Here is a 13,136-nt window from a genome sequence, read left to right as displayed (position 1 = left end):
GTACAACGGATGTCCTAATGCGGGCATCCGCTTTTTTGTGCCTGCGTCCGCTGCATTAGGCCATCTCTTTTACCTGGCGGATAGATGGTATACTTTTACTTAGACATACGAAAAGGACCGGGAGTGGCCAGTAAATTTGAGCGGACATTGAGGGGGAAGCGGGAGTGACAGGGAATAAGAACAAAAGACCTTTGGTACTGGCTTGTGTGATGCTCGCCATGTTTATGGCAGCAGTGGAGGCAACAATTGTATCAACAGCGATGCCGAGTATCGTAGCCGATCTCGGTGGATTTTCGCTGTTCAGCTGGGTGTTTTCAACCTACTTGCTTATGCAGGTTGTTACTATACCCATCTACGGCAAACTTTCCGACATGTTCGGAAGAAAGAGGGTATTTGCTGCAGGAGTTACCCTTTTCCTTGCCGGATCGATTCTTTGCGGATTTGCCCCGTCCATCGAGTGGCTCATCGCCTTCCGTGTCCTTCAAGGGCTGGGTGCAGGAGCTGTTCAGCCGATAGCAACCACGATTGTAGGAGATATTTATACCCGTGAGGAGCGGGCAAAAATACAGGGGTACCTTGCCAGTGTGTGGGGAATTTCAGCTGTTCTTGGCCCCGTGATCGGCGGTCTGATTCTGCAGTTTGCTCACTGGCAGTGGGTGTTCTGGATTAACATCCCCATTGGTATACTTGCTGTCACCGGTGTGGCACTTTTCCTGAAAGAAGACGTTGAGAAACGGAAAAAGCCGATCGACTATGCAGGGACAGCCATTCTTCTGACCGGTGTAACGGCCCTGATGATCGTTTTCATCCAGGGAGGCACGGTATGGGATTGGACCGGGCCTGAGATTATAGGACTGACTGGTCTGTTTCTTGTCTCCTTACTGCTGTTTATCCTACAGGAAAAGCGGGCAGCAGACCCGGTTATGTCCCTTACGATATGGAATAACAGGCTCATCGCCACTGCCAACGTGGCTTCTCTAACCCTTGGAGCGGTCCTGATTGGGGTATCCAGCTATCTGCCCACCTATGTTCAGATTGTTTTAGGAGAGTCGGCGATGGTGGCAGGTTTTACGCTCACCGCCATGAGTGTGGGCTGGCCGATTTCATCCACCCTTGCCGGACGTTGGCTTGTACCTCTTGGCGCTAAAAAAACCGCCATGATCGGCGCTGCCAGTCTTTTAACCGGAGCAGCCATGTTTACCTTCCTGCCCCAGGTCCAGCACCCGCTGTGGGCGGGTGCAGCATCCTTTTTCATCGGAGGCGGTATGGGCTTTACGACAACAACGTTTATTGTTTCCATACAGAGTCAGGTGGTCTGGAACCTCAGGGGGGTGGCGACAGCCTCCAATATGTTTATGCGGCTTCTTGGAAGTGCACTTGGAGTGGCGATGCTCGGGGGCATCCTGAACAACCGGCTGGCAGCATATCTCAGAACGGAGGGCGCAGATCTGGATCTCCCGCGGACGCTTGATGTTGCCAATCTGCTCCTAGACCCTGTTCAGCGCAGCCGGTTTACTGAATCGGAACTGGCTGTACTGGCAGGCGGAATTTCGGAGGCGCTTAACAGCGTGTATACAGGGGTGTTTATAATGGCCGTTATCAGTATCATTCTCATCATCAGTCTTCCGAACGGGGATGTTTCCAAAGGATCAGGCGATCAGCGTGACGAAAGCAGATGAAGGACGTGCTTTAAAATTCTTGCCGTCAAACCCCATATGACCCGCCCCTCGTACTCGTAAAAATGCTCATGAACTACCCCGGTGCGCCAGTCATAATCCCTGCCGCCGGGGATTAAATGATATGGAAACGTTTCTTCAGGCTGAACTTCGTGGTAAATGTTGTATGTGCTCGGCTCCATTTTCAGAAGGGCCTTTACAGGGACGGTAAACACTTCCTGAACCTCCGCCCTGTTCAGATTCATTTCAGCTTCGGATGAGATCTCACCAAGAAACGGATAAATATTGAATTTGTACGGAGTGATCATGTAGTCGAGCTGGGCGTAAACCGTAACCTCGGTGTTTTTTACGCCGATTTCCTCGATCAGTTCCCGGACTGCTGCTGCTTCGGCTGATTTGTCACCGGGATCGACCCTGCCGCCGGGAAAACAGATTTCCCCAGGCTGACGAATTTTTTTCCCGCGCACCTGAAAAAGAAGGTGCGGACCGTCTTCTTTATAAATGAGAGGAACAAAGATGGCAAAAGAGCGGTACTGCTCTTCATCAAGCAGTCCTGCTTTCCTGCTGTTAAAGTACCGGTAAAGATCTGTGTCTGAAGGCTGTTTCACTGTGACCGTCTCCTTTACTGCAAGCTGTTTAAGTTTCAGTTTACCAGAACGAAGGAAAAACAGAGAATAATGAGCACGAAAAAATCCGTTGCCAGTCACATGGAAACTCATTATAATAAAACTAATGTGAGAGGAGGCGAAGAAGATGAAGTTAGTCGTTAACAAACCGATTTTTGCGGAAACAGCCAGCACATTCGTCAATACGGCATCAAAATATCCGTCCACCATCATGATAAAAAAGGAACACTGGGTGGTGGATGCGAAAAGCCTGCTTGGCGTACTCGCCTTGTCTCTGCAGCCCGGCCAGGAAATTGAATTTACTTTTGACGGTGAAACTGAGACAGGTTTCATCGACGACCTGCTGGAAACAGGAAAATTCTCCAGAGCAGAATAACGAACGAAACGCAAAAACAGCGGTTCCCGCAAGGGCCGCTGTTTTTGTTTGATTTAAGAAACTTTAAAGTTCCACTGCAGGCGGACGCTTTCCGCGGGCAGGGCTTCAGCCGGCAGAGTAGTTTTCGTGCTTCTTCCTCTGCCCGTAACGCTCCGAAGCTTCTGCGTCGAAGCAGCTCGAAGCGAACTCACGATGTAAACGCTCGTCCCTGCGGGGTCTTCTGCTCCTGCTCTTCCCGCAGGAGACGCCGCCTTACGTTCCGCTCTACTAATTAAAAATTACTTCAGATACTGTTCAAACCAGTTCTCCAGTTCCTTCAGGCGTGCGTAGCGGAGTTTTGGCAGACCGCTCCTTGACAGCTCGTGGTTGGCACCCGGGAAACGTACAAACCGCGTCTCCTTCTTCTGGTGTTTAAGGGCCACGAACAGCTGCTCTGCCTGTTCAACCGGACAGCGGAAGTCCCGTTCCCCATGAAGAATGAGGAGGGGCGTATTGATATTTTTTACGTATTTCAAGGGAGAGTGCTCCCACATCTTATCCGGGTCGCTCATGAGATCGGCCCCGATTTCCCAGTCAGTAAAGAAGTATCCGATGTCACTTACGCCGTAAAAGCTAATCCAGTTTGAAATGGAGCGGAGGGTGGCGGCTGCCTTGAAACGGTCGGTATGGGCGACAATCCAGTTCGTCATGAAACCGCCGTAACTTCCACCCGTAACTCCGAGCCGGTCTTTATCAATGAAATCGAACTTTTCCAGCGCCTGGTCTGTGGCACTCATAAGATCGGTGTAATCACTGCCTCCGTAATCACCACGGCAGGCGTCTACAAATTCCTGGCCGTATCCGTGTCCACCCCGTGGGTTTGTGTAGAGCACAGCATACCCGGAGGCAGCGAGAAACTGCATCTCATGGAAAAAGCTGTTCGCATACATCGCATGGGGCCCGCCATGAATCTCAAGGATCGTCGGATATTTCTTTCCTTCCTCAAATCCGTGGGGTTTCATAATCCAGCCGTGAATATCCCAGCCGTCATCGGCCTTGAATGTCACTTCCTCCGGTTCGGAAAGAGTGACTTCATTCAGGTAATTTCTGTTAACATCTGTGAGCGTGCGATGCTCGTTTGATTCAAGATCGAGAAGCACCACATCTCCAGGATTTACCGGCGTGCTTACAGCAAGGAGCGCTTTACCGTGCCGGGGTGAAACACTGTATCCATATACATGATGGCGGCCAGTGAACAGTTCATCGACTTTGCCGTCAAGGTTTACCCTGTAGAAATTCGTATTCCCGTACACACTGGCGGTCAGATAAACAGCGGTTCCTTCCTCGTTCCATACAGGCCCCGGGGACGGGTGACCGGAGCGTAAATCTCCAATTGCCGAATCGCCAAGGTTCACATCCCAGTCCTCTGTTACGCATTCCGTGTCACCGGAATCCAGCTCCGTCACCCAGAGCTTACTGTGTGTAGCTCCGGAGTATTCCTTCCGGTGACCGAAATAGGCGAGCTTCTTCCCGTCAGGACTGAAAGACGGCAGTGAAAAGACGCCTTCCCCGTCGGTGAGGCACGTTTCCTTTTTCGACTCCACATCAAGCAGGAAAACATCCGAAATAATGTGATAATCGCTTTCCTCTTTTTTATTGGCTGAAAAAGCAATCTGTTTTCCGTCAGGGGACCATCCGCCTGGTTCATGATGATGGGGTCCTTCAGTCAGAAGTTCGGATTCGTCCTTTTCAAGAGAATAGCGGCCGATCTGTTTGTACGTGTCGTCGAGAAAGCCTGTGGCATCCGACTTGTATTTCAAACGAGTCACTACAAGCGGTTCAGAGTCTTTACTGCCGTTCTTTTTCTTATCTTCATCATCACTGTTCTCGTTCAGGTCCTCCCCTTCTTCAAGGGAGGTGGTGAAGAGAATATGGCTGCTGTCAGGTGACCAGGCAGGCTGCATGGCTCCATTTTTAAATGAAGTGAGCTGTCTGGCCTCGCCACCGGATGTGGAGAGGAGGAACAGCTGCGGCTTGTCTTTACGGTTTGAAACAAAAACCACCCATCTGCCGTCCGGGGAAAAGCGGGGATAGCTGGCCCGTTCCTTCCCGAACGTCCACTGGACAGACTCCTCACTGTCGATGGACTGTAGATGTAAATGGGAAACGTACTCGTCTTCCTCGCTGACGATCTGGTTTATGTAGGCAAACTGCCGTCCGTCAGGGGAAAACTGGGGTTCATTCAGGACATTAATTTTTTTCAGGTCTTCAATTTCTACTGGTCTTGTCATGTCAGGTCTCCTTCTTATCGGGGGTTGTTATCCAGTATAAAGAAGATATTCTGAATCTTCAATTCTTTTCTCCTCCTTTGAAAACGTTTTTACAGTGTGATATTGTAGAGAACGTAAACGTTTACGTAAACGAGGTGATGCAATGTCGATCACGATTAAGGATGTGGCGAGGAAGACCGGTGTGTCGATTGCCACAGTGTCGCGGATTGTCAATAACCAGAGCGGATATTCCGAGCAGACACGAAAGAAAGTAATCATGGCGATTGAGGATCTCGGTTACAGCCCGAATGCCCTGGCAAGAGGGCTTGTAGGCCAGGCCACCAGAACAGTGGGGGTTCTTCTGCCCAATGTATCGAGCCTTTTTGCCGGTAAGCTCCTTGAGGGAATTGAGGCTGCTGCACAGAGTGAAGGCTACAGCATCGTGGTGTGCAACACCGGCTCGGAAGGGGAGCGTACGGATGATTATCTCACCATTCTCAAACAGAAGCGGGTCGAAGGTATCCTGTACGCAAGCGGTGATTTCCCGAAAGACCTTGGTGAAAAAATTGACGGTCTTGGTCTGCCGGTAGTCACTGTTGCTACACGGAGCCATGAAGAGACAATCCCCTATGTAAAGGTGGATGACCAGACAGCAGCGTTTGATGGAACGAGCTGCCTGATAGAAAAAGGTCACCGCAGCATTGCCTTCCTTGGCGGCGGGCTCAGTGATCCGGTTGCAGGAAAACCCCGGTTTGACGGTTACCTCGACGCACTTAAGGCCCACGGGATTCCGCGCCAGGACTCTCTGGTCCGGTTTGGGGATTTCCGCTTTGAATCGGGCAAACGGGAGACTGGCCGCCTTCTGGATGAGGGAGCTGCGTTTACAGCTCTTTTTGCATCAAGTGATGAAATGGCAGTAGGCGCGCTCCATGCAGCAAGGGAACGTGGTGTCAGGGTGCCTGAGGAACTGTCGGTGCTGGGGTATGATAATACGCTGGCAGCGGAAATGGCACTGCCGCCCCTGACCACCGTCGAGCAGCCTCTCCATGCAATGGGTGAGCAGGCATTCAGAACACTCATAAATGGTGGGGGATCCCTTACTGCAAAGCACGCGATTATAGAACGACAGACAGTTAGACAAATAGAGGAGGAATAAAAATGAGCAGACAATGGTGGAAGGAAAGCGTTGTATACCAGATTTACCCGAGGAGCTTTAATGACAGTAACGGAGACGGCGTCGGTGATTTGAACGGTATTACAGAAAAACTGGACTATCTGAAAGACCTGGGAGTGGACGTTCTCTGGCTGTCCCCGGTCTACGACAGTCCGAACGATGACAACGGTTACGACATTCGCGATTACCAGGCCATTATGGATGAGTTCGGTACGATGGAGGACTGGGAGAATCTCCTCTCCGAAGTACACGGACGGGGTATGCGTCTCATCATGGATCTTGTTGTCAACCACTCGTCAGATGAGCATAAGTGGTTCGCTGAATCCCGCAAATCCAAGGATAACCCGTACCGCGACTACTATATCTGGCGTCCGGGAAAAGAGGACGGTTCGGAGCCGAACAACTGGGAGTCTGCATTTTCCGGTTCAGCCTGGCAGTACGACGAGCAGACCGGGGAGTATTTTCTCCACCTGTTTTCAAAAAAGCAGCCGGACCTGAACTGGGAAAATCCGAAAGTGCGCGAAGAAGTATACGGCATGATGCGCTGGTGGCTCGATAAAGGAATCGACGGTTTCCGAATGGACGTGGTGAACTTCATCTCCAAAGTAGAAGGACTTCCGGATGCAGAACCCCAGGAAGGTAAAAAGTATGCCCCTGGCGGTGAGTACTTTGCCAACGGTCCGCGCATTCACGAGTTTCTCCATGAAATGAACCAGGAGGCCATGAAAAACTACGATGCCATGACAGTGGCTGAGATGCCTGGCGTCACACCTGACCTGGCACAAAAGTATACAGATGAGGCGCGCGAGGAAGTGGACATGGTGTTCCAGTTTGAGCACGTCGATCTCGACTCCGGTCCGGGAGGCAAATGGGACCTCCGTCCGCTCCGACTCCGTGATCTGAAAGAAAATCTCAGCAAATGGCAGAAGGCACTTGAGCATAAGGGATGGAACAGTCTGTACATGAACAACCATGACCAGCCACGGATGGTGTCCCGCTTTGGCAACGACGGTGAGTACCGGGTCAAGTCAGCAAAAATGCTTGCAACGATGCTTCATATGATGAAAGGAACGCCGTACATCTACCAGGGTGAGGAAATCGGCATGACGAATGTGAAGTTTGAATCAATTAATGAGTATGAGGATATTGAGACTCTGAACATGTACCGTGAGAAACGGGCTGAGGGCGTGCCTCATGAGGAAATCATGAAGTCGATTTACGTGAAGGGGCGTGACAATGCCCGTACTCCTGTTCAGTGGAATACAGAGAAAAACGCCGGATTCACAACTGGCGAGCCGTGGCTTAAGCTCAACCCGAACTATACTGAAATTAACGCCGAGCAGGCGGTGGCAGATCCCGATTCGGTTTATCACTACTATCGCCGTTTGATTGAACTGCGCCACAATAACGAGGTTATCGTATACGGAGGCTATGACCTTCTTCAGCCTGAAGACGAGACGTTTTTCGCTTTTGAGCGCCCTTACCAGGGAGAGAAACTTCTCGTGATCTGTAACTTTACCGGTGAGCAGGCCGAATTTGTACTGCCGGAGGAATACAGCGGAAAAGAAGGCGGCCTCCTGATCAGCAATACCGAGTCGGAGGAAGTGGTGACATTTGATACGAAGCTGAGCTTCACTCCTTATGAAGCGAGAGTGTACCGCGTTATGGTCTGACGTTTCGCTTAAGGCAGGGAAGGGAAAATCATCTCCAACACACTATCACTAAAGGAGTGACGGAGATGTTATTTTCCTATAAACGAATGCTCAAGCCTTTTGATGTAATCGGAGAAGATGATGAGATCGGAAGTGTAAGTGACCTTTATTTTGACGAGCATTCCTGGACCGTGCGCTATATCGTGGTGGAAGGGGGATGGCTGAAAGGTGAAACACGTTTTTTATCCCCTGCCTCGATTAAGAGTTTCACCATCGAAGAGGAACGTCTTCACGTGGATGTCACAAAAGAACAGGCTAAAGACAGCCCGGCACCTGAAGATGAGCCGATGACCCGGAAGTTCGAACGGCAGTTTTCCCGGTTTTATGGACTGAACCCATACTGGATGGGGGCCGGGCTCTGGGGAAGCGGTGCAGTGCCCCGTGACCTGTCCCAGGGGGAAACAGAAACAGTTGAGGATCTCCAGGAAGAAGAGACGAATATTATAAGTGTTAAAGATCTGGTGGGGTATGAAATATCCACCGGTGATGAAAGCTTCGGCAAGGTAAAGGATATACTTGTCGAAGAAGATTCCTTTAAAGTGCGCTACTTTGTGGTGGATACGAACCGCTGGCTTCCGGGCGGAAAAGAGGTGCTCATCTCCACTGAATGGATTCTCGATGTAAACTGGCCTCAGTCCATTGTGAGCGTGGACCTGAAGAAAGAGGCAGTGGAAGAGGCACCGGAATATACGGAAGGCATGACCCTCGATCGTGATATGGAAACAAGTGTCTTTAACCATTACGGAAAACCGAAATACTGGGACTGATCGCAGGCTCTGTCCAAACCCGGGTGCATATGATGCATCCGGGTTTGTTTGTGTGCTCACTATAAGAGGAGATACAGGGATTTCGATTAATTTACCTGTGTGTGATTCATTACCTGTACTTAAGGTGCAGCCTGCTCCAGGATTAAAGTTAGAAACGGGAGTTTTTCCTTGACTCATAATAGATTCATCCCCTATAATGTGGACATAATCACAAAAGTTGCACAAGGGAAACAAACATAGCTTGAGAGAAAATAGTTTTAGGACGTCACACTTTTACATAACCATCATAATGTGATGATGTAATCATGAAGGGAGCGGACATCGGCAATGAAAAAATGGTTTAAACAGACAGTAGCAGCAGGTGTTATTCTTGCGGGCGGCCTTACACTGGCGGCTTGCGGCACTGATGAAGGAGACGCAGAGGACAGGGAGGGTCTGGCGATTACAACAAGCTTTTCCGTACTGGGCAATATGATTGAAGAGGTTATCGGGGACCGCGGTGAAGTTGATTATATTGTACCGGTGGGAGAAGAGCCTCATGAGTACGAGCCTGTGCCGAGTGACTTCAGAAAAGTGAGTGATTCAGACGTTTTTTACATTAATGGAATGGATCTTGAAGAGTGGCTTGAGAGAATTGTCTCAAACGCTGCTGATACAGAAATCGTCGAACTCTCTGAAGGTGTAGAGCCGATTCCGCTTGAAGGAAGCGACGAAGCTGACCCTCATGCCTGGCTGACGCCGAAAAGCGGTATCACTTACGTGGAAAACCTTCTTGATGACCTGATCGAGCGCGATCCGGATGGGGAAGAGCATTACCGGGAAAACGCGGAAGCCTACATTGAGGAACTACGTGAACTTGATGCATGGATTGAAGAGGAAGTCTCAGTTATACCTGAAGAAAACCGTCTCATCGTTGTAAGTGAAAATGCGTTCAAGTACTTTGGTGCCGATTACGGTTTTGACACTGAAGGAGTCTGGGAAATCAACTCCCACGAAGAAGGGACACCTCAGCAGATCAACCGCGTCATTGACCTCGTTCAGGACCGGGGCGTACCTTCCGTATTTGTGGAAAGTACAGTCGATGACCGTTACATGAGCCAGGTATCCGACAACGCCGGCGTACCGATTGCCGGGGAAGTTTACACAGATGCGCTTGGGGGAGAAGGATCCGGAGCGGAAACGTACATCGATATGCTCCGTCACAATGCAGAGACGTTCGTTGAGGGCCTTAAATAAGAATACATGTACCTGCCTGCCGCTTTCTCCCTATTCCGGAGAAAGCGGTTTTTCTTTCGCTTACCGAATTTAATTTCCATCCATTCCCACAACGTGCGGGAGTTCCTGTATAATAAACAGCAGACCGGGAAATTTTAGAAAATTCAGCCGGGTCTGGAGGGACACTGAAGATGGATCAATACCGTGAGAATGTCCGTCTCGGACTTCTTTTGTTCGGCATTATTGCCATTGTAGGGGGAACGCTGTTTTCCCTGTTTACGCTGTACGTGACGCACGGTTACTTGTATAATTCACTGCCGTACTGGTTTATGGTTATTCCCGATCAGGCATTCCTCATGCACTACACTGCCTATGCATGGGCCGGAATGGTGTGCCTCGGTTACCTGATCGTTACGAATTGGATGGATGAACGCGGGGTGCTCAGACCCGGACTTGCCGGTACAGTGGCAGCGGTTCTGTTTTCATTCAGCTTTGTTATTTTTTACTTCTCCCTTGAACATCACTACTACGCTGATATGGAGGGCATTACCTACAAGCCGGCGTTCAGCCTGGGCGAGGAGTACATTGCCTGGGACGAAATTGTGGAAATGCAGCCCGTGGCCAATGAAGGGCACTTTGAGCTGTATTACGAGTTTTTTGTTTTCAAAATGGAGGACGGATCCACTTTCAGGCTCGAATCGTCCGAAGCTTTTCTTGAATACCGGCGTAATGTCTACCAGATTATCCGACACCACGGTGGTGAGGTTAACCGTTACATACGAATAGAGGAATACCAGGGATGATACTCCGGTAAGCTTCTTTTATGTCAGAACCGGAGTTACCCGGTCACATAATGTCACTTTTTAAAAAACTTAGAGAAAGAAGCATCGTGCTATTTCTCCTTTTCCGGTCATTTTATCTTTGTACACGCACACAGGAGCGGAAGTGGGCATAAACATAGAGGTAAAGTGCCCACAAGGAGGTTTTTCCATGTCCGGATTTTTGGCAGCGGTCACCTACCTCATCAAAGAACTGTTCGTTTTTGTGTCCTTCGTGAAAAACAACGCGTTCCCTCAGCCGCTAAAAGAAGAGGAAGAACGAAAGTACCTGAAACTCATGAAGGAAGAAGGAGACCCAGACGCCAGAAACCGTCTCATCGAGCACAACCTGCGTCTTGTCGCCCACATTGTCAAGAAGTTCGAGAACACCCGGGAGGACACTGAAGATCTTATTTCCATCGGGACGATCGGTCTCATCAAGGCGATCGAAAGCTACTCGTCGGGAAAAGGCACCAAGCTCGCCACTTACGCAGCACGATGCATTGAAAATGAAATCCTCATGCACCTGCGTGCCCTGAAAAAAGTGAAGAAGGACGTTTCACTTCAGGATCCGATTGGTACGGATAAGGAAGGGAACGAAATCACCCTGATTGATGTGCTCCAGGCTGAAACGGTTGACGTAGTGGATGCGATCCAGCTGAAGATGGAAAAAAAGCAGATTTACGAGTTCATCCACGTTCTCGATGACCGGGAAAAAGAAGTGATTGTGGGCCGCTTCGGGCTTGATCTGAAAAAGGAAAAAACCCAGCGGGAGATCGCCAAAGAGCTGGGGATCTCAAGGAGCTATGTATCGCGCATTGAAAAGCGTGCCCTTATGAAGCTGTTCCACGAGTTCTACCGTCACCAGAAAAACGCTTTGAAACCGAAGGAAACGGATTAAACAAGCGCCATCCGCAAAGGGTGGCGCTTGATCTTTTAGTCTCCTGGCAAATGGATCCCGAGCGCCTCAAGTGTGTAATACGGTCTGTCACAACAGAAATGATCCGAGTACGATAAAGCCGACCATGATAAATACGTTGATTACCGGATACAGGGCGCTTAAGAAAGTTTCCGGATACAAACGGACGTTGAGGGCGATAAAAACGATATTTTGCGCCAGGAAAACGGAGAGAACATAGGCAATAAAGAAATCGAAGAACGTGATGGGCATCCCAATGCCGTACAAAGTTAAAAAGGATCCCGTAACGAACAGAAAAGCAGTAAGCTGATGCCAGCTGACGTGAAATGATGCTTTTGTCAGTGATGTTGCATCTGATTTCCGCAGGTCTTTAATTATACGTTTTTCTCCCCACGCTGCGTGGGCAAAGCATGTCACAATCGCTAGAATACCGCTCACAATAAAAAAGCCGTTCACGTCGTTCACCTGCTTTTAAAAAAATGAGTGTTTGTAAAAAGAGGGTAATTGGAAGGAAGTCAGTTTGCTTATCAGCCGTCATCTTCGCGAGATCTTCAGTGACGATTCTGAGTCTGCCGCTTGAATATCGGTGTTCACATACTTTTTAATGATATTTATAATGGGATTCCTTTATAAAACAGGACTCAGGTACTTATTAGCCGAATTCGATGGAAATAAACAATATATTCATTTAAACAAAAATAACCCCAAACACGCCTCTGTAATCCAGGAAATAAGAGGCGTGTTCGGGGTGCCTGAAACAAGTAAACCTGTGGCCCATCAGAACAGGCTTTTTCATAAAAGATACCGTAATGTTTACTTTTAGGGTTGCGATGTACAGGAACCACGACTGGTTTTATTTCAGCGCGAACTCTGCAACTGCATTGGAGTGTATGTACGTTGTATCAAACAAAGGCAAGGATGTGTCCTTCTGATTTATGAGCAGGGGTATTTCTGTGCAGCCAAGAACTACTCCCTGTGCACCCTTTTCGGCAAGCCTTGACAGAATCGTCAAGTAAGCATTCTTAGAAGATTCTTTTATAACCCCTTGACAGAGCTCCTCATAAATGACATTATGAACGGCTTGCCGGTCTCTCTCGTCAGGAACGACCACATCGATCCCATGCTTTTTCAAGCGCTCCTTGTAAAAATCCTGTTCCATAGTAAAATTAGTGCCGATAAGGCCTACTGTATCCAAGCGCTGTTCCTTAATCTTAACAGCGGTGGCATCGGCAATATGAATCAGCGGAATCTCTACATTTCCTTCTATTACTTCAGCCATTTTATGCATCGTGTTGGTGCATATGACAATGGCCTCGGCCCCGGATCTCTCAAGTGTCTTTGCCGCCTCTAACATGGCCTGTGTCGCTTTTTCCCATTCTCCGTTATGCTGCATTTCAACTATTTCAGCAAAATTAAAAGAGTGCATGAGGCATTTAGCGGAGTTTAATCCACCACGTTCTTCCTTCACAAACATGTTGATGTAACGATAATATTCTGCGGAAGACTCCCAGCTGAGTCCACCTATTAAACCGACTGTTTTCATAATATATACCTCCCCGTCTGTAAAAAATATATCATGCTATACTGGTAGGTAATAGAGCCAC

12 protein-coding genes and 1 pseudogene are annotated in these 13,136 nt (G+C 49.1%); 9 read left to right on the top strand and 4 right to left on the bottom strand.

The features are described 5' to 3' along the window. The first annotated feature begins 164 nt into the window (after positions 1-164). Positions 165-1,679, top strand: a complete 1,515-nt coding sequence (locus tag FGB90_RS06590) for an MDR family MFS transporter (RefSeq protein ID WP_306419222.1) — start codon at positions 165-167, stop codon at positions 1,677-1,679. Here the strand turns inward: FGB90_RS06590 and FGB90_RS06585 are convergent. Continuing rightward, positions 1,658-2,284, bottom strand: a complete 627-nt coding sequence (locus tag FGB90_RS06585; RefSeq protein ID WP_138809717.1) for an NUDIX hydrolase — start codon at positions 2,282-2,284, stop codon at positions 1,658-1,660. The two genes, FGB90_RS06590 and FGB90_RS06585, sit on opposite strands and share 22 nt — an antisense overlap. A gap of 145 nt (positions 2,285-2,429) precedes the next feature. Between FGB90_RS06585 and FGB90_RS06580 the strand changes: the two genes are divergently transcribed. Beyond that, entirely contained in the window at positions 2,430-2,678 is a 249-nt protein-coding gene (locus FGB90_RS06580; RefSeq protein WP_138809716.1) for an HPr family phosphocarrier protein, read from the top strand. A gap of 278 nt (positions 2,679-2,956) precedes the next feature. Here the strand turns inward: FGB90_RS06580 and FGB90_RS06575 are convergent, their stop codons facing one another. After that, positions 2,957-4,948 carry a S9 family peptidase gene (locus FGB90_RS06575; RefSeq protein WP_138809715.1) on the bottom strand — a complete coding sequence of 664 codons (1,992 nt, stop codon included), beginning with the start codon at positions 4,946-4,948 and terminating at the stop codon, positions 2,957-2,959. Between the two features lie 130 nt (positions 4,949-5,078). On the opposite strand from FGB90_RS06575, the pseudogene FGB90_RS20230 reads away from it, so the two are divergent. From FGB90_RS20230 to sigK, 7 genes and pseudogenes are all read left to right on the top strand, one after another. Continuing rightward, a pseudogene (locus FGB90_RS20230) lies at positions 5,079-5,225 on the top strand (LacI family DNA-binding transcriptional regulator); the annotation flags it as partial. Next, positions 5,205-6,083, top strand: coding sequence for a substrate-binding domain-containing protein (locus tag FGB90_RS06570; RefSeq protein WP_497706971.1), 879 nt, complete (start codon positions 5,205-5,207; stop codon positions 6,081-6,083). The pseudogene FGB90_RS20230 and the gene FGB90_RS06570, both read left to right, overlap by 21 nt. A gap of 2 nt (positions 6,084-6,085) precedes the next feature. Next, complete coding sequence (locus FGB90_RS06565) at positions 6,086-7,774, top strand: glycoside hydrolase family 13 protein (RefSeq protein ID WP_138809713.1); 1,689 nt, start codon at positions 6,086-6,088, stop codon at positions 7,772-7,774. Positions 7,775-7,839: 65 nt separating this feature from the next. After that, positions 7,840-8,580, top strand: a complete 741-nt coding sequence (locus FGB90_RS06560; protein WP_138809712.1) for a PRC-barrel domain-containing protein — start codon at positions 7,840-7,842, stop codon at positions 8,578-8,580. A gap of 327 nt (positions 8,581-8,907) precedes the next feature. Beyond that, positions 8,908-9,816, top strand: a complete 909-nt coding sequence (locus FGB90_RS06555) for a metal ABC transporter substrate-binding protein (RefSeq protein ID WP_138809711.1) — start codon at positions 8,908-8,910, stop codon at positions 9,814-9,816. Positions 9,817-9,986: 170 nt separating this feature from the next. After that, complete coding sequence (locus tag FGB90_RS06550) at positions 9,987-10,598, top strand: hypothetical protein (RefSeq protein ID WP_138809710.1); 612 nt, start codon at positions 9,987-9,989, stop codon at positions 10,596-10,598. Positions 10,599-10,785: 187 nt separating this feature from the next. Beyond that, on the top strand, positions 10,786-11,514 hold the full coding sequence (gene sigK / locus FGB90_RS06545) for an RNA polymerase sporulation sigma factor SigK (protein WP_138809709.1): 729 nt from the start codon (positions 10,786-10,788) through the stop codon (positions 11,512-11,514). Positions 11,515-11,601: 87 nt separating this feature from the next. On the opposite strand, the gene FGB90_RS06540 is transcribed toward sigK, so the two are convergent. Then, positions 11,602-11,988, bottom strand: coding sequence for a hypothetical protein (locus FGB90_RS06540; RefSeq protein WP_138809708.1), 387 nt, complete (start codon positions 11,986-11,988; stop codon positions 11,602-11,604). Between the two features lie 397 nt (positions 11,989-12,385). Next, complete coding sequence (locus tag FGB90_RS06535; RefSeq protein ID WP_138809707.1) at positions 12,386-13,075, bottom strand: aspartate/glutamate racemase family protein; 690 nt, start codon at positions 13,073-13,075, stop codon at positions 12,386-12,388. Positions 13,076-13,136: the final 61 nt, after the last annotated feature.

This window comes from Alteribacter natronophilus, from assembly GCF_006007885.1.
Taxonomy (GTDB): Bacteria; Bacillota; Bacilli; order Bacillales; family Salisediminibacteriaceae; genus Alteribacter; species Alteribacter natronophilus.
Note: the sequence above shows the minus strand (reverse complement) of the source record. Positions and strands in the feature narration are given on the sequence as shown.

Coding starts and splice junctions, on each gene's coding strand:
- FGB90_RS06570 (WP_497706971.1), top strand. CDS start 5,205: ATGGCGATTGAGGATCTCGGTTACAGCCCGAATGCCCTGGCAAGAGGG.
- FGB90_RS06580 (WP_138809716.1), top strand. CDS start 2,430: ATGAAGTTAGTCGTTAACAAACCGATTTTTGCGGAAACAGCCAGCACA.
- FGB90_RS06565 (WP_138809713.1), top strand. CDS start 6,086: ATGAGCAGACAATGGTGGAAGGAAAGCGTTGTATACCAGATTTACCCG.
- FGB90_RS06535 (WP_138809707.1), bottom strand. CDS start 13,075: ATGAAAACAGTCGGTTTAATAGGTGGACTCAGCTGGGAGTCTTCCGCA.
- FGB90_RS06550 (WP_138809710.1), top strand. CDS start 9,987: ATGGATCAATACCGTGAGAATGTCCGTCTCGGACTTCTTTTGTTCGGC.
- FGB90_RS06560 (WP_138809712.1), top strand. CDS start 7,840: ATGTTATTTTCCTATAAACGAATGCTCAAGCCTTTTGATGTAATCGGA.
- FGB90_RS06575 (WP_138809715.1), bottom strand. CDS start 4,948: ATGACAAGACCAGTAGAAATTGAAGACCTGAAAAAAATTAATGTCCTG.
- sigK (WP_138809709.1), top strand. CDS start 10,786: ATGTCCGGATTTTTGGCAGCGGTCACCTACCTCATCAAAGAACTGTTC.
- FGB90_RS06555 (WP_138809711.1), top strand. CDS start 8,908: ATGAAAAAATGGTTTAAACAGACAGTAGCAGCAGGTGTTATTCTTGCG.